This window comes from Streptomyces sp. NPDC048441, assembly GCF_043200235.1.
Lineage (GTDB): Bacteria > Actinomycetota > Actinomycetes > Streptomycetales > Streptomycetaceae > Streptomyces.
Genome location: NZ_JBICXM010000025.1, coordinates 1 through 15,584, shown reverse-complemented (window position 1 = coordinate 15,584; position 15,584 = coordinate 1). Strand labels below are relative to the sequence as shown.

Here is a 15,584-nt window from a genome sequence, read left to right as displayed (position 1 = left end):
CACGTTCTATGCTGTCCGCATGACGACGAGCAGGCCAGGAGATGAACAGCCGCGTCCGCGTGAACAGCCGCGCCGCAGGGCGCCCGCGGGGGCGGCGGTGCTCCGTGAGGATGTGACCGAGGCCATCAGGGCGGCCGTCTTCGAGGAGCTGGCGGCGGTCGGGTACGCACGCATGTCCATCGAGGGCATCGCGCGCCGGGCGGGCGTCGGCAAGACCGCCGTCTACCGGCGCTGGCGCTCCAAGCTGCATCTCGTGCTCGACCTGGTGTCGGCGATAGCGGTGCAGGGGCTTCCGGCGCCGGACACCGGGTCGCTCGAGGGCGATCTGCGGCTGCTGTACGAGGTGACGTCCCGTGCGCTGCGGCATCCCGTGGCCTCGCAGGTGATCCCTGATCTGCAGGCGGAGGCGGCACGCAACCCGGAGATCGCGGAGGCCTTGCAGAAGGCGCTGCGGGAGGGGCAGCACGGGGTGGCGAGCGGCATCGTGGGGGCCGCGGTGGCGCGGGGCGAGGTGCGGGACGGGGTCGACGAGGACCTCGCGCTCGATCTGGTGTCGGGGCCGCTCTACTGGCGGTCCGTGGTGGTGCGGGCCGAGCTGCCCAAGGGGTATCTGGGCAGCCTCGTCACGGCTACGGCGGCGGGGCTTCGGGCGTTGTGAGCTCCGGGGGGGGCTCAGTGCGTGAGCGGTCCTGAGGTTCTCCCTGCGCTCCTGGAGCACCGCCCGGATGTCGCCGTGCTCGATGTGCGGATGCCACCGGGGTTCCGGGACGAGGGGCTGCGGGCGGCCCTGGCGGCCCGGCAGGAGATCCCCGGGCTTCCGGTGCTCGTCCTCTCCCAGTACGTGGAGGAGACGTACGCCGCTGAGCTGTTGGGCGGGAGTGCCGGTGGCGTCGGCTATCTGCTCAAGGACCGGGTGGGGCGCGTCGACGAGTTCCTGGACGCGCTGGAGCGGGTGGCGGAGGGCGGCACGGCGCTGGACCCGGAGGTGGTGACGGAGCTGCTGGCCAGACGGCGTGACGATCCGCTCGACTCGCTGACGCCTCGGGAGCGGGAGGTGCTCCAGCTGATGGCGGAGGGGCGGGACGACGGGACGATCGCGTCGCAGCTGGTGGTGTCCGACCGGGCGGTGAGCAAACACATCGGGAATGTGTTCGTGAAGCTGGGGCTGCCGCCGAGTGACAGCGGGCATCGGCGGGTGCTGGCGGTGTTGGCGTATGTGAACAGGGGGTAGCGGTGCGGCTAGGGGCGCTGGGCTCGCTTCTCCCGCTTGACGAACAGCGTCACGCCGCAGGCGAGGGCGAGCACGCCCGTGACCACGCTGACGAGTGCCTGCCGGGTGTTGTCGTCGATGACGAAGCTGGACGAGACGTTGACGACGAGAGCGATGGCGAGCACGAGCCAGAGAAGGATCTTCATGGGGTCAAGTGTGCGGGTGGTGGGTGGCGGGGTTGTGCCGGGGGTGCTGGAGGCAGCGGCGACCGACCCTGGCCCCGGCTCATTCGCTCGCTGCCGGTGCCGGTGTCAGCGAGATGTTCCAGAAGTCGGAAGAGTGTCTGGTTCGAGCTCGGTCGGGGCGGGGGTGTCGGGGGCGGGTGAGGCCCCGGCCCGACTCGGCGTCCCTCAGTACCCCGCAGTGAAGCGTCGCTGTACGAACTGTGGGAGTTCTGCCTCGTCGAGCAGTGCCACCGCCGCGTCCTCCATCGAGATGCGGCTTCTGCCGTCCGCATCAAGGACCGGCTGGTCGCCGCCCAGGCGGAAGCGGCCCGTGCGTTCGCCGGGGGCGATGTCCTCGGCGGGGCTGAAGTAGGTCCACAGGCGGTTGGACGTGCGCAGGGCGTTGAGCGCGTCGCGGTGGCCGCGTACCGCCGCCGCGTACTCCTTCGGGAGGCCGATTCCTTCGAGGGTCTTGTGGAGGTCCTCGTCCGCGTCGGCCAGGACGTGCCCCGGCTCGGTCTCCAGGCTCCCCGCGCCGCCGACCACGATGAGCCGGACCCGCGGTCGGCTCTCCAGTGCCTTGAGGAGGGCCCTCGCCACGGTGGCGTAGAGCGTCGGATCGGCGATCGAGCGGCGCACCGTGTCCGCGAAGTCCTTGGCCGCGTTTCCGGGCTGGAATGCGCTGATGATGACGTCGAGGCCGGGGGTCGTCACTGCCTTCGTGACGCTTTCGGCGTTCAGTGCGTCGAGCGTCTGCCAGGTGGCTCCTTCCCCTTTTTCGCTGGTGAGGGGTGTGTTGCGAGTGAACGCCGTGACCTTGTGGTCGCGCGCCAGTGCCTCGGCGACCACCCGGCTGCCGATATTTCCGGTCGCTCCTATTACCCCGATGTGCATGGCTCTCCCCTTGGCTGGGCTGGCTGCAATGGATTCTGAATTCTGGTTGACTATACGGCGTGCAGTTTTGATACGGCAAGAAGTTAAGTGACGCGGTAGAGTTGCCGCGTGACAGCAGGCGAGGCAGTGGGGACCAGTACGGGTGGGCGGCGCGCACGGCTTCGGGCCGAGACCACCGCCGAGATCAAAGAAGTCGCCCTAGGGCTCATGGAGTCCGGCGGGCCCGACGCCATCGCCCTGCGTGCCATCGCCCGCGAAATGGGCATGACCGCCAACGCCATCTACGGCTACTTCGCCACCCGCGACGACCTCGTCACCGCGCTCATCGGCGATGTGTACGCCTCGCTCGCCGACGCGGTGGACTCCGCGCGGGACGCCGTCCCCGGCGAGGACCCGGCAGGCCGCATCCTCGCCTGGGCCTGCGCCTTCCGGGACTGGGCGCTCGCCACCCCCGGTGGTTTCAGGCTCATCTACGGGGCGCCGGTGTCCGGCTACCGCCCGCCCCCCGAGGGTGCGGCGCCCGACGCCGAGCACCGGATCTGCGCCGGACTCACCCGCCTCGCCGCCGACGCCTGGCCGCAGGCCGAACCGCTGCACACGGGCGGCGACTTCCAGTGGTCCGACTTCGATCCGAAGCTGGCGGGCGAGGTGCGCGAGGAGTTCCCCGGGCTCCCGCCCGACGCCGTGGCCGTCGCGCTGCGCATCTGGGGGCGGCTGCACGGCCTGGTCTCACTGGAGATCTATGGCCATCTGCTCAGCCAGACGGTCAACCCGGACAAGCTCTACCGCGAGGAGATCGCGCAGCTGATCCGGTCTCTAGGGCTCATCAACTCAGCTAGTTAGCTGGCTAGTTGGCCAGTTGGCGAATTGGCGAGTTGACTAGTTTCGCGTCGCCTCCGGGTGCAGCCGCACCCACCCCGCCCACGCCGACGTCACCATCTCGCGCACGTCCCGCTTCGCCGACCAGCCGAGTTCTGTGGCGGCGCGGTCCGCCGATGCCACCACTCGCGCCGGGTCGCCGGGGCGGCGGGCTGTCACCGTGGGCGGGCGGTCGTAGCCCGTGACCTCGTTGATCAGCGTGGCCATCTCCTGGACCGAGACGCCCTCGCCCCGGCCGATGTTGAGCGTCAGGTCGGTGCCGCGCGGCGCTGCGGCCAGCTTGCGGGCCGTGGCGACGTGGGCCTCCGCGAGGTCCACCACGTGGATGTAGTCGCGTACGCAGGTGCCGTCCGGCGTGGCGTAGTCCGCGCCGAAGACGCGCGGGGCCTCGCCGGCCGTGAGCTTCTCGAAGACCATCGGGACCAGGTTGTAGACGCCCGTGTCGGCGAGCTCGGGGCTCGCCGCGCCCGCCACGTTGAAGTAGCGAAGGGACGCCGTCGACAGGCCGTGCGCCCGGCCCGTCGCGCGGACCAGCCACTCACCCGCCAGCTTCGTCTCGCCGTACGGACTCATCGGCAGGCAACGCGTCTCCTCCGTCACCAGGTCCACGTCCGGCATTCCGTACACCGCGGCTGAGGAGGAGAGGACGAAGGAAGCCACCCCCGCTTCTGTCACCGCCGACAGCAGGATCCGCAAGCCCTCCACGTTCTCGTGGTAGTAGCGCAGGGGCTGGTCGACCGATTCGCCCACCTGCTTCTTCGCCGCCAGGTGTACGACACCGGTGATGGCGTGCTCCGTCAGCGTGCGGGAGACCAGGTCCGCGTCCAGCGTCGAGCCGGTCACCAGCGGTACGCCCTCCGGGACGCGCTCGGCGATGCCCGTGGACAGGTCGTCGTAGACCACGGCCCGCTCGCCCGCCTCCGTCATGGCGCGGACCACGTGCGCCCCGATGTAGCCGGCACCGCCGGTGATCAGCCAGGTCATCGTCAGGCAGCCTTCCCTAAGCAATCGGGCAATCGGTCACGCAGTAGCAATCGGGCAATCGGTCATGCAGTTTGGCAGAGAACCGCGTACGCGCGGCGTCAGCTGCCCGCCACCCATCTCGCGAGGCGCCTCCGCGTCACCCCCGCCACGCCCCGCATCCCCGGCGCGAGCCGCACCGCCAGGTTTCCCGCCTGCGTGGCGTACGGCTGGGCCAGGAGGAGGCCCCGGCGGCGCGACGGCAGCACCGTGCGCCGCAGCAGGCCAGGGCCCGCCACCGCCCGCGCGGTCGTGTCCCGTGTCGTGCCGTCGCCGAAGTGCAGACGCAGCCGCACGTCCCATACGCCGCCGCCGAGCGAGCCCAGGTCCAGGACGACGTCGGTCAGCCAGGTGGCACCGTCGGGGGAGGGGTGGGAGCGGCGGGAGCGGTTGAACGCCGCCGTGCGGCGCAGTACCGGGCCGTCGCCGCCCCGCGGTGCCAGCTCCACGTCGACCGTCGTCGGGCCCGCGTCCGCCACCCGCCCGTACAGCTCGTGCAGCCGCAGCGTCAGGCGGCTGCTCCCCGCGCGGGGGCGCAGTTCGGCGTCCACTGCCAGGGGGAGCAGGCGGACGGGGCGTACGAGGAGGTGTTCCAGGGTCACCTGCGGGAGGTCCGCGGACCAGGTGGGGGTGGTGCCGTCGGGGGAGAGTGGGTAGGGAGGTGGGAGGCGTGCCGGGCGGGCCGCCACCTCCTGGAGGCGGGGCAGGTCTCGTGGCTCGGGGGACGCCAGGATCACGCGGGCGATGACCCTGCCGGGGGCGGGCGCCGCGTCCAGGTCGGCCGTGTCGAACGTCGCGAGGTACGCGCGCGTGGCCGTCCACCACTCCCGGCGGTACTCCGGGCTCCGCGCGGTCAGCTCCCGCGCGTACATCCGCAGGCTGTGGTCGATGAATTTCGCGCGGGAGGCTTGGGCGAGTCGTTTGCCCGCCGTGCCGGTGACGCTCTGTGCCTCCCGGAGGATCTCGACCGACTGGCGGTGCGCCTCCATGCGGGCCTGCCAGTTGGCGATGCCCGCGCGGTTCAGGGAGATCGAAAGTTTGGCCGCGGTGCGGCGCACGTTCCAGATGTACACGGGGTCCGTGATCAGCGCGATCCGCGGGGCCGCGGCGAGGACGCGGGCCGTGAAGACGAAGTCCTCGTACGTGAAGCGGCCCTCGGGGAAGCGGATCGCGTGGCGGCGCAGGAAGTCGGTGCGGTAGAGCTTGTTGACGCAGAGGGTGTCGTGGACCAGGCGGGTGCGCAGCTCGGGGCGGGCGATGAAGCGGGCCTTCTTGTAGAGCATGGGCTGCCAGGGGCTCTCGCGTCCGGAGGGCAGCTCGCGGCGTATGCAGAGGCCCGTGGCGACCTCGGCGTCGTGCTGGACGGCGGCCTCGAGGAGGGCGTCCACCGCGCCCGGCGGCAGTTCGTCGTCGCTGTCCAGGAACATCACGTACGCGGAGGTCGTGGCCTCGATCCCGTCGTTTCGGGGAGTGCCGCAGCCGCCGCTGTTGGCGGCGCGGCGGATGGGCTTGACGCGGGTGTCGTCCCGCGCGAGCGCCGCGAGCAGCTCGCCGCTGCCGTCCGTCGAGCAGTCGTCGACAGCGATCACCTCGCGGACCGCTGGGCCCTGGGCGAGCGCCGAGCGCACCGCGTCCGCGAGGTGCGCCGCGTCGTTGTAGCCGATCACGACGACGCAGACCTGCGGCGAGAGGGCCGGCGGGGGCGCCAGAGGCAGAGAGAGGTCCACGGGGGGAATTTTACTGGTTGCCGGTAATTATCCGATTAGGACGTCTTTTGCGGGGTTGCGTGGCCTGTGTTCGTGTTCATTCATGTTCATTCATGTTCGTTCTCGCGCCCGTGCCCACGCGCGCCAGGACCTCCCCCGTCCGTGGCCCCCACGCCACCACCACGGCCTCCTCCGGCACCTTCTGGTCGGGCGAGAGCAGCAGCCAGCGCACGTGATAGCGGCGGACGATCGCCTTGCGTTCGGCGCGGGTCGACTCGGGGGAGAGGTAGTCGCGCACCTCCTGGAGGCGGTGGTTGCGGGTGTCCTCGTCCAGCGAGGCGTCCGGCCAGGCGGGGGCGACGAGGTTGGCGTCGTACGCGGGTAGGGAGCGGGTGGGGTAGTAGCCGTTGGTGAGGACGATGTCGCCCGCGCGCAGATGGCTCGTCGCCCAGCCGTAGCCGGGCCAGCGCGGCGGCTGGTCGAAGCCCACCGGGTCCAGGGCGCGCGGCACGACCGCGCCCGCCTGGAGGGTGAAGAAGCCGATGGCCGCTCCGGTGGCCGTGACGCCCGCGAGGGCGGTGCGCCAGAGGCGCCAGGGGCGGGGCGCGGCCAGCTCGACGGCGAGGGCGAACTGGAGCGGGACGAGGGTCAGGCCCAGGATGCGGCCGTAGGTGTAGTGGCCGCTCAGCCAGCCGTACGCGACGACCGCGCAGTCCAGGACGAACATCAGGACCAGGGGGTCGCGGCGGTTCCCGCGGAAGCGCAGGGCGAGTGCGGGCAGGCCGAGCAGCGCGAGCCAGAAGCGCTGCGGCATCTCCGTGTACAGCTGGCGGTGGATCCAATCGACGCTCTCGTCCCCTACGAGGGAGAAGACGGAGTAGTACGGCCAGCTCGCCGCGGTCACCGCCGCCATGACGGCGGTCGCCGCCCACATCCACAGCGGCCGGAACGGGTGCCGTGCCGAGGCCGCGAACGCCACCACCCCGATCACGGCCGCCACGGACGAGATGGGGTGGACGAGCAGGATGACCCCGCAGAGGGCGCCGAGCCCCACGTACGACCAAGGGCGCGGGGTGGCCGTGCGGGCCAGCGACCCCGCCCACCCCCACGCCCAGAACGCCAGGCCGATCGCGAACGTCGACGGGTACGCGAGGTTCCCCGTCATGGACATCAGGCCGAGGTAGCCGCTCCACCACGCCATCCGTGTGCCCCAGAGCACCACCATCGCGAACAGTGCAAGTACCGGAGCCCATTGACGCGGGGTCAGGACTTTGACGAACCGGCCGAGGCCCGTGAGGAGCACAAGGAGGTTCAGCGGTCCCGCCAGCTTCACGACCTCCCAGCCCGCAAGGCCTGTCACACGCGCGAAAGCGCCCTGCGCCACCGCGTACGGCGAGTAGTACGGGCTGCCCGCGCCCGGCAGGTCCGCCATCGGGTGGCGCGGGTGCAGCAGGTTGTCCTTGAGCCGCTCGACGACCGCCGCGTGCTGCCCGAAGTCGCAGCACATCGGCACCCGCCAGAAGGCGAGGGACATGACGATCCAGAAGAGCCCGCCGAACACGACGTACGGGCTCGGGCGCCACCGCTTGCGCCCGTGCAGGGCCGTCGAGCCGTGGACCTGGCGGCGCGTGAGGAGGGCGACGCCCCGCGTGGCCATGGTCATCGCATGAGCCTCTCCGCGACACGGGCGGCGGCCCGCCCGTCGTCCAGATCGCAATAGGCCTCGCGGAACGCCGCGTACGCCTCAGCGTGCCGGGACGTGATGGCGTCCAGATCGCGCAGGGCATCGACCACCTCGCCGGTGGAGGCGAGCAGCGGACCTGGGGCGCTGGTCTCGAAGTCGAGGTAGAAGCCGCGGACGGTGTCGCGGTAGTGCTCCAGGTCGTAGGCGTGGAAGAGCATCGGGCGCCCGGTGTGCGCGAAGTCGAACATCAGGGAGGAGTAGTCCGTCACCAACACGTCGGAGATCAGGAGGAGTTCGGTCGTGCGGGGGTGGGACGACACATCGCGTACGAAGGGTGCGCGGGCTCCGGTCAGGCGGCCCGCCGTCAGGGGGTGCTTGCGTACGAGGAGGACGGTGTCGTCGCCGAGCAAGCTCTCGGCCGCGGCGAAGTCGAGCGCGGGTTCGTAGCGGAAGCGGCCCGGGGAGTAGGCCAGGTGGTCGCGGTACGTCGGCGCGTACAGGACGATCTTCTTGGCGGGGTCGATGCCGAGATCGCGGCGGACGTGTTCGGCGACCTTGCCGCGGTCCTCGGAGAAGAGGATGTCGTTGCGGGGGGAACCTGCCTCCAGAACCTCGCCGTCGTAGGCGAGGGCGCGGCCCAGGTGGGGAGTGGAGAAGCGGTTCGGGGAGACCAGGACGTCCCACTGGCGGGAGAGCTTCGGCAGGTCGTCGAGGTGGCCGTGGTCGGCGTAGAGGGTGTCGGTGAGGTCGGTGCCGATGCGCTTGAGGGGCGCTCCGTTCCAGGTCTGTACGACGGTCTGCCCGTCCCGTCGCTCGAAGAAGCCGGGCAGATGCTCGGCGGTGACGATGCGCCGGCAGCGGGCCAGCGCCTCGTACCAGGCGGCACTGTGCTCCTCCACGCCCTTCGCCCCGGCGGGCACCCGCGTCTGCTGGTCCCGCGTCACCCACAGGTGCTCGACGCCCGCGCCGCGCCGCACCAGTTCCTCGTGGACCGCGCGCGGGGAGTCCCCGTCGAAGTAGAGCACCGCGTCCCGCAGGGGCTGCGTGCGCTGCCGCGGATAGTGCGCGGTACGCAGCCGGTGCCGGCGGTAGGACCCCCGCTCGCCCCGCGCGAGCACGGACCCGGCTTCGATCAGCAGCCGGTCGCCGAACCGCCGGTCGACGGTGAACTCCCGTCCCTCGACGGCCTGGTGGAGGGGGAAGGCGGCGGAGACGGAGGCGAGCAGCCGCACGGGCATACCGTCCTGGGGAGCGCCGTGCGGGGCCGCCGCACCCCCCGACTCCCGCAGAAACGCATACCACCGCCCCTCCCGCAGCACCCCGCCCCCCGGCGCCACCATCGCCCGGAAGCGCCCGGCGGTCCGTTCTGCCGGGATCGTCAGTTCCTCGTCCCTGCCGCTGTGCCGGAGCACGAGTTCCGCCTCGCCCCAGCTCGCGTCGGCGACCGTGCCCTCGACCGTCAGGGTGCCGTCGGGGGACCAGACGACCCGGTCGGCGATCGGCTGCCGGGTCAGCTCGATGACCAGTTGGCCCTGGTCGTTCGCGGAGGCGCACAGCTCGCGGCTGCCCGCGCGCGACGCGTACCGCCCCGGGGGCAGCCCGAGGACCGCCGCCAGGGACTTCAGCTTGCCGTCCGGCAGGACCAGGTTGGCCTGCCAGCGGTCGCCGTGCGGGGGCTCGACCTCCTTGGGGGCCAGGTGCGGGGTCGGCGCGATGTCCTCCAGGTCCGCGAGGCGCACGCGGACGTCGAAGCGGTCGTCGCCCGAGAGCGTCACCGGGTAGTCGAGCTCCGCGGACGAGTGCTTGTGCGTCAGGCGCAAAGCCTTCGGGCGCAGTCGGCTCGGCAGGTGGCCGCTCAGGACCATGTCGTCGCCGTCCTGGTGATGGGCGTCGACCCGTGCCACGTACTCCTGGATCCGGAGGATCAGACGGTTCTTGCTGAAGCCGAGTACCAGGCGGAGCCCGTCGCCGAGTTCGCGTACGACGGACTGCGCGGCCGACCCGTCCAGGGGGCGGACCGCGGCCCGCCGCACCGAACCGTGGCCCGCGACGACCACGCCGAGCAGCCAGTTCCCCGGCCGCCACCGGCCGCCCGTCTTCAGGCGCTCGGGGTCGACGGTCATCTCGAACCCGGAGAGGTCGTAGCAGTGCAGCTGCTGCTGGGAGTTCTCGGTGGCCTGCGGTTCGGCGAGGGTTCGGGTGGGGATTCTCCTCAACTGGGCCTTGCTCTTGGTCGACTTGAGGATCGCCGCCTTGACGGAGTGGCCGGGGCGGGTCGCCTCCAGATTGCGCACGTACGCGTATCCGCTGATCCGCAGCAGCCCGTCGGTGCCCCAACTCGCCTCTTGGACGCGGGAGATGACCGGAAGTTCGCCGCGCCCGAGCCGCGCGAGCTCCTGCGGCACCCGGATGTGGCCGCCCGAGCTGCGCGGATACGCGGCACTGCGCCGCACCACCCCCCGGATCTGGAACGCGCTGCCGTTGCGCTGCTCGAAGGTGAGGAGGTCGATCAGATCGGCGGTGCGTCCTTCGCGTACGAGATGCCACTTCACGCGCAACGACACGGGGAGCCCCGCGATCACCCCCGGATCCGCGCGGCGCAGGAACGCCGACGCGCCCTTCATGAACGCGGCCCGGTACTCGGGCCCGCCCATCGGGAGGCCTTGCAGGAAGTACACGAAGTCGTCGCGGAGGCAGGAGATGTCGTACGTCTTGCGCATCTCGGGATCGTGCTTGGCCAGGAACCCGCTGACGTGCGCGCACGCCGCGATCCGGTCGCGCACGCCCTTGACGTCCGTACGCCGCCGGGTGATCGAACCCTCGCGCACCCGCCAGTAGTAGACGTGGTCGCTGAGCACGTCCACGGAGCCCGCGAGGAAGTGCGCGGGGATCATGACAGGCGTGTCCTCGTACAACTTCCCCTCGGGGAAGGTGAAGCCGTGCCGGTCCCAGAAGGCGCGGCGGAAGACCTTGTTCCAGGCGACGCGGTCGGCGAGCAGCTCCAGGTCACGGCTGATGTGGGTGCGCGAGCGCGGTTCGGTGAGCCATTTGTACTGCCAGGCCTGCTGGCGTCCGCGCTCGTTCAGGCGCCAGACGTTGCCGCTCGCGAAGTCGGACCCCGTGGAGTCCAGGCTCGCGGTCATCCGCTCGTACGCGTCGTGCGGCACGACATCGTCGCTGTCGACGAAGGCCAGGTATTCGGCGGTGGGGGTCGCGTGCCGGACGCCGGTGTTGCGGGCGGCGCTGAGCCCCGCGTTCGGCTGGCGCACATAGACGAAGCGTGGATCCTTCGCGGCGAACTCACGTGCGATCCGCGGGCTGCCGTCCGTCGAGCCGTCGTCGACGAGTACGGCCTCCAGGTCGGCCATGGTCTGCCCGGCGATCGACTCCAGGCACTCCTCCAGGAACTCTTCGACGTTGTAGATGGGCACGACGACGCTGAGACGGGGCTGCACGAAGACCGGCCTTTCGTACGCTCCCAGGCATGGGAGTACAGAGGAGCAATCATGGGAGTGCGGGCGTATTCATCCCCTTTGCCCCCTCTGGTCAATTTCTTTGCCTTCCTTCACCCCAATGAGTGATGCGGGGTCTTCGACAGGCCGTGTCCTGCTGACTACGGTCGGTGCCCATGGTGTCCAAGGTGCCCACGCTGTCCACGCCGCGCTTCTCGGTTGTCGTCCCCGCCCACCGCGTCCAGGGCTACCTGCGGGAGTGCCTGGACTCCGTGCTCGACCAGGGCTTCGGTGATCTGGAGCTGATCGTCGTGGACGACGCGTCCCCCGACGCGTCCGCCGCGATCGCCGTGGAGTGTGCGGAGCGCGACCCGCGCGTGCAACTCGTCCGCCTCCCCGCGCGGTCGGGCCCAGGACCGGCCCGCAACATCGGCGCCGACCGCGCCACCGGCACTTACGTACTCTTCCTCGACGGCGACGACCTGCTCCTGCCGGGCGCCCTGGAGACGATCGCCGAAGCCCTCGACGCGGCGGACGACCCGGACGTACTCCTCTTCGGGCACGACCGCTTCGACTGGTGGGAGAACGTGCGTCCGGGCGGCGACGACCTGACAGGGGACCCGCTCGCCGTCACCGTCGCCGCCTGGAACCGCGTCTTCCGGCTCGGCTACTGGCAGGAGCGGCGCCTCGCGTTCAGCGACGGGGCGTACGAGGACGTGGTGCCGGTGCGGCGCGCGACCCTGACGCCCGGCGCGCGCACCGCCGTCCTCGACAAGGCCTGCGTCCGCTGGCGGGAGCGGCGCGGCGGCAGCTTCGCCAAGTCGCCGGGCCGGGAGCACTTCGCGGTCATCGGGCGGTACGAGGAGCTGCTCGCCGCCGCGGACCCGGCGGACCGGGCACGCCTTGTCCCGCACGCCGCCGCGCATCTGCTCGCCGTGCTCGACGACCCGGGGCGCATCGCGCCGCGCGACCGGCGGGACTTCTTCCGCGGGGCGGCGCGGGTGTACCGGACGTACGCGACCGGGACCCCTGTGGGCGCGGGCGAGAAGGCCCTCGCGGCATCGTCGTTCGCGGCGTACGAAGCCCAACGCAAGCGGGCGTCCCGCCGCGAGGGCATCACCCGTCGCCTCGCCCGGCAGAAGAAGAAGCTCCGCGCCCGCGCCATGCGTCTCTCCTACCGCACCGACCTGCGCCGCCCCCTGGACCCCCGGCTCGCGGTGTACGGCGCGTACTGGAACCGCGGGATCTCCTGCAACCCCGCCGCCATCCACGCAAAGGCCCGCGAACTCGCCCCGCACATCAGGGGCGTGTGGGTGGTCTCCAGCCGCAACAAACACCGGGTGCCCGACGGGGTCGAGTACGTCGTTGAGGGCTCGCGGCGCTACTGGCGGACGATGGCGAGAGCGACGTACCTGATCAACAACTCAAGCTTCCCCGGCGGGTTCACGAAACGCCCCGGCCAGGTCTACCTCCAGACCCACCACGGAACCCCGCTCAAGAAGATGGGCCTCGACCAGCGCCGCTACCCGGCGGGCACGCACGGCATCAGCTTCCAGAAGGTCCTCGACCACACCGACCAGTGGGACCTCAGCCTTTCCGCCAACCCGCACTCCACGGAGATCTGGGAGCGGGTCTACCCCTCGACGTCGTACCAGTCCCTGGAGGCGGGCTACCCCCGCAACGATGTCTACTTCACGGCGGGGAAGGACGAGATCACCGGTATCCGCGAGGAGTTGGGGGTCGCGGACGGCCGGACGGTGCTGTTGTACGCGCCCACGCACCGCGACTACCAGAAGGGCTTCCTGCCCCGGCTCGACCTGGAGCGCTTCGTGCGGGCGCTTGGCGAGGAGTATGTGGTGCTGGTACGCGCCCACTACTTCTACGGCGCCGACGCGGGCCTGCGCGCCCACCCCCAGCTCATCGACGTCACCGGGCACGCGCGCGTGGAGGACCTCTGCCTGGCCGCCGACGCCCTCGTCACGGACTACTCGTCGCTGATGTTCGACTACGCGTGCCTGGACCGCCCGATCGTGACGTATGCCCCGGACTGGCAGGCGTATCGGCTGGCCCGGGGGACTTACTTCGACCTGCTGTCCGGGCGGGCGGGGGAGACGCCGGGGGCGGTGGCGAGGGATGAGGGGGAGCTGGTGGAGGTGTTCCGGGACGGGGGGTGGAACTCGGAGGAGGCGGGGGCGTTGCGGGCCGCCTTCCGGGCGCGGTTCTGTCCGTACGACGATGGGGGGGCTGCTGAGCGGGTGGTGCGGCGGGTGTTTTTGGCGTCGTAGGCGGGACTTCAGCGTTCGGAGGCGTACGTGACGAAGTCGGCCCAGGCGGTTGGGGGGAAGGCGAGTTGGGGGCCCAGGGTGTTCTTTGAGTCGCGGATGTGGATGGTGGTGGGGGTGGTGGCTACTTCGACGCAGTCGTTGGGGTCGCTGCTACTGCTGTAACTGCTCTTGTGCCATTCCAGCGCGATCTCGACGCAGTCTTCGCCGTCGTTGCTGCTGCTGTAGCTGCTCTTGAACCACTCCAGCTCGGACGTGTCCTCGGCGGAGCCCTTGCGGATCATGTCTCTCCCAGCACTTGCTCGATGAAGGCCAGCGACTCCCCTGGTGAGAGAGCCTGAGCCCGGATGATGCCATACCGCAGTTCAAGGATCCTGAGTTGCCTCGGGTCGGAAACTGGACGGCTGGCGAACGCTCCCTCGGAGCGCCCTACGCCAGTACCGTCCCCGAACTTCAGCACCTCGATCAGGCCTGCTGTTCCCGGGTGGTTCCCACATGAGGTCGGCATCACCTGCAGCTCGATGCTCTGCAACTGGCCTACCTCCAACAGGCGTTCCAGTTGTCGACGTAGCACCATCTTGCTGCCAATTGGGCGGCGAAGTGTCACCTCTTCCTGGACAAAGCTGAGCTCTGGCGCAGGCGATCGGTCGAAGATGGACTGCCTGCCCACGCGCGCACTGACCGCCCGCTCCAATTCGTCCTGCGACAGCGTGGGACGCCAAGTCTTGAGCAGTGCTCGTGCGAAGTCCTCGGTCTGCAACAGCCCGTGGATGTTGTGGTTGCTGTACAGCGAAAGCTCAACGGCCCTCTCCTCCAGCTTTGCCAACTCCCTTACGCGCTTTGGATACCGAGCCTTCGTCATCTCCTCCTTCATCGCGGAGATGAACCCCTTCGCCCCCAGTACCTGATCCGCCTTGTCCAGGTACTCAGGACGAGGAATTCGAGCCCCCCGCTCAACCTTCCGAACCAGATCCTCGCCGTAGCCGATCGCCTCGGCGAACTCCGCGACACGGAGCCCCGCAGCCTCCCGCCACCGTTTCTGCTGATGCCCGAGCGCCTCCACGACGGAGGCGATCTCGTCTTCGGGTTCGACGTCCCAGCCGGGCTCGTCCGTACGTTCCGTACCGTCACCATCCACGCTCATGCGTGCCACCTCCGACGTACCGTGATTGCTCAACGGGCAGGCGTACCCGGCCGTCACTCCGGACAGCCGGGACAGGCCGGGACAGAGAGTGGACAGTCACCGTACGCACGGGAGTCATCGCTGTTCAGAGTAGGCAGGCCCGGCCACGCTGAGTGACGTGAACCCAGAAATCACTCAAACCCCGCTCCCGGTAGGGCACTTCACGATCCTGCTGTCGGCCACGCCGAGGGGCGCGCGGCTCGGCCGAAGACTGGCCGTGCAGCAACTGACGGACTGGGGGTGGCGCACGCAGCTCCCCGCAGCGGAACACGTCATCGCCGAGCTGGCGAACAACGCGGCGACGCATGGCCGCGTACCCGGCAGGAGTTTCCGTCTGGAGCTGACGCTGACGGACGTGGGTACGCTGCGGATCGAGGTGACGGACACGCGAGGGGCGGCGGCCATGCCACCGGTGGCCCAATTCCCATCGCCAGAAGCCGAGTCGGGCCGAGGACTGCTCCTGGTGGAGGCCCTGTCGGCCCGCTGGGGAACGGAGCTGGGTCCATCCCCCCACAAGACGGTCTGGGCGGAACTCGACCGGTGTTAGAGAACGCGGTGGCGTGGGGTGGTGGCCGGGGCCGCCCGGCGCTCGGGAGTGTGGCGGTTCCGGCGGCCCAGTAAAGGGCGCTCCCTTCGGTCGCGTCGGCTGCGCCGATTGCGCTGCGCTCCACCCTTGACTGCCCCGCCTCCACCGCAGGAGCTTTTGTTGGCCGGGCGGCCAGGAGGGGGGCGTATGGGGACGGTGGATGGGCTCGTCGGTCTCCTGCCATCTGCGGACCAGTTCTTCTGGTGCGAGCGTCACGCGGTGAGGGGGTGCCGCCTGACAGACGGGGACGCCCCGGTGGCGGTGACGGGTCTCCGGCCGGGTGCGGACCAGTTCTTCCGGGGCTCGGTTACGGGGTGCGGCTGGGTAGGGGGCGGGGGCTTCGCGGGGCCGGTGGCGTGGGGTGGTGGCCGGGGCCGCCCGGCGCTCGGGAGTGTGGCGGTTCCGGCGGCCCAGTAAAGGGCGCTCCGCTGCGCTACGCGTCGGCTGCGCCGATTGCGCTGCGC

13 protein-coding genes are annotated in these 15,584 nt (G+C 70.6%); 5 read left to right on the top strand and 8 right to left on the bottom strand.

Annotation, left to right across the window (positions count from 1 at the left end):
- The first annotated feature begins 19 nt into the window (after window positions 1–19).
- Together ACGFSB_RS37165 and ACGFSB_RS37160 are read left to right on the top strand one after the other, a co-directional pair.
- Window positions 20–658, top strand: a complete 639-nt coding sequence (locus tag ACGFSB_RS37165; protein ID WP_393408941.1) for a TetR/AcrR family transcriptional regulator — start codon at window positions 20–22, stop codon at window positions 656–658.
- 21 nt (window positions 659–679) lie between these two features.
- Window positions 680–1,231, top strand: a complete 552-nt coding sequence (locus ACGFSB_RS37160; RefSeq protein ID WP_393408938.1) for a LuxR C-terminal-related transcriptional regulator — start codon at window positions 680–682, stop codon at window positions 1,229–1,231.
- A gap of 8 nt (window positions 1,232–1,239) precedes the next feature.
- On the opposite strand, the gene ACGFSB_RS37155 is transcribed toward ACGFSB_RS37160, so the two are convergent.
- Window positions 1,240–1,416 (bottom strand): hypothetical protein, encoded by a 177-nt coding sequence (locus ACGFSB_RS37155; RefSeq protein ID WP_393408935.1) that lies wholly within the window; start codon window positions 1,414–1,416, stop codon window positions 1,240–1,242.
- 204 nt (window positions 1,417–1,620) lie between these two features.
- Window positions 1,621–2,328, bottom strand: coding sequence for an NAD(P)-dependent oxidoreductase (locus tag ACGFSB_RS37150; protein WP_393408933.1), 708 nt, complete (start codon window positions 2,326–2,328; stop codon window positions 1,621–1,623).
- A gap of 108 nt (window positions 2,329–2,436) precedes the next feature.
- Here ACGFSB_RS37150 and ACGFSB_RS37145 point away from each other — a divergent pair, with 108 nt between their 5' ends.
- Window positions 2,437–3,171, top strand: a complete 735-nt coding sequence (locus ACGFSB_RS37145; protein WP_393408931.1) for a TetR/AcrR family transcriptional regulator — start codon at window positions 2,437–2,439, stop codon at window positions 3,169–3,171.
- Window positions 3,172–3,207: 36 nt separating this feature from the next.
- Here the strand turns inward: ACGFSB_RS37145 and galE are convergent, their stop codons facing one another.
- The 4 genes from galE to ACGFSB_RS37125 form a co-directional block, all read right to left on the bottom strand.
- The gene (galE, locus tag ACGFSB_RS37140) at window positions 3,208–4,191 is read right to left on the bottom strand and encodes a UDP-glucose 4-epimerase GalE (RefSeq protein ID WP_393408929.1); all 984 of its coding nucleotides are present in this window, start codon (window positions 4,189–4,191) and stop codon (window positions 3,208–3,210) included.
- A gap of 98 nt (window positions 4,192–4,289) precedes the next feature.
- Window positions 4,290–5,954, bottom strand: a complete 1,665-nt coding sequence (locus tag ACGFSB_RS37135; RefSeq protein WP_393408927.1) for a glycosyltransferase family 2 protein — start codon at window positions 5,952–5,954, stop codon at window positions 4,290–4,292.
- 76 nt (window positions 5,955–6,030) lie between these two features.
- Window positions 6,031–7,596, bottom strand: coding sequence for a hypothetical protein (locus ACGFSB_RS37130; protein WP_393408925.1), 1,566 nt, complete (start codon window positions 7,594–7,596; stop codon window positions 6,031–6,033).
- A complete protein-coding gene (locus ACGFSB_RS37125) occupies window positions 7,593–11,072 on the bottom strand; it encodes a CDP-glycerol glycerophosphotransferase family protein (RefSeq protein WP_393408923.1) in 3,480 nt (1,159 codons plus the stop codon). The genes ACGFSB_RS37130 and ACGFSB_RS37125 overlap by 4 nt, the downstream gene beginning before the upstream one ends.
- 173 nt (window positions 11,073–11,245) lie before the next feature.
- Between ACGFSB_RS37125 and ACGFSB_RS37120 the strand changes: the two genes are divergently transcribed.
- Window positions 11,246–13,354, top strand: coding sequence for a CDP-glycerol glycerophosphotransferase family protein (locus ACGFSB_RS37120; protein WP_393408919.1), 2,109 nt, complete (start codon window positions 11,246–11,248; stop codon window positions 13,352–13,354).
- 8 nt (window positions 13,355–13,362) lie between these two features.
- On the opposite strand, the gene ACGFSB_RS37115 is transcribed toward ACGFSB_RS37120, so the two are convergent.
- Both ACGFSB_RS37115 and ACGFSB_RS37110 read right to left on the bottom strand, forming a co-directional pair.
- On the bottom strand, window positions 13,363–13,635 hold the full coding sequence (locus ACGFSB_RS37115) for a DUF397 domain-containing protein (protein ID WP_393408916.1): 273 nt from the start codon (window positions 13,633–13,635) through the stop codon (window positions 13,363–13,365).
- Window positions 13,632–14,495 carry a helix-turn-helix transcriptional regulator gene (locus ACGFSB_RS37110; RefSeq protein WP_393408914.1) on the bottom strand — a complete coding sequence of 288 codons (864 nt, stop codon included), beginning with the start codon at window positions 14,493–14,495 and terminating at the stop codon, window positions 13,632–13,634. The genes ACGFSB_RS37115 and ACGFSB_RS37110 overlap by 4 nt, the downstream gene beginning before the upstream one ends.
- Before the next feature lie 157 nt (window positions 14,496–14,652).
- Between ACGFSB_RS37110 and ACGFSB_RS37105 the strand changes: the two genes are divergently transcribed.
- Window positions 14,653–15,081, top strand: a complete 429-nt coding sequence (locus tag ACGFSB_RS37105; protein ID WP_393408912.1) for an ATP-binding protein — start codon at window positions 14,653–14,655, stop codon at window positions 15,079–15,081.
- The last annotated feature ends 503 nt before the right edge of the window (window positions 15,082–15,584 follow it).

What these genes read in the sequence shown, in the direction of transcription:
- ACGFSB_RS37150 (WP_393408933.1), bottom strand. Translation starts at nt 2,328, where the DNA reads ATGCACATCGGGGTAATAGGAGCGACCGGAAATATCGGCAGCCGGGTG.
- ACGFSB_RS37165 (WP_393408941.1), top strand. Translation starts at nt 20, where the DNA reads ATGACGACGAGCAGGCCAGGAGATGAACAGCCGCGTCCGCGTGAACAG.
- ACGFSB_RS37110 (WP_393408914.1), bottom strand. Translation starts at nt 14,495, where the DNA reads ATGAGCGTGGATGGTGACGGTACGGAACGTACGGACGAGCCCGGCTGG.
- ACGFSB_RS37115 (WP_393408916.1), bottom strand. Translation starts at nt 13,635, where the DNA reads ATGATCCGCAAGGGCTCCGCCGAGGACACGTCCGAGCTGGAGTGGTTC.
- ACGFSB_RS37155 (WP_393408935.1), bottom strand. Translation starts at nt 1,416, where the DNA reads ATGAAGATCCTTCTCTGGCTCGTGCTCGCCATCGCTCTCGTCGTCAAC.
- galE (WP_393408929.1), bottom strand. Translation starts at nt 4,191, where the DNA reads ATGACCTGGCTGATCACCGGCGGTGCCGGCTACATCGGGGCGCACGTG.
- ACGFSB_RS37130 (WP_393408925.1), bottom strand. Translation starts at nt 7,596, where the DNA reads ATGACCATGGCCACGCGGGGCGTCGCCCTCCTCACGCGCCGCCAGGTC.
- ACGFSB_RS37120 (WP_393408919.1), top strand. Translation starts at nt 11,246, where the DNA reads ATGGTGTCCAAGGTGCCCACGCTGTCCACGCCGCGCTTCTCGGTTGTC.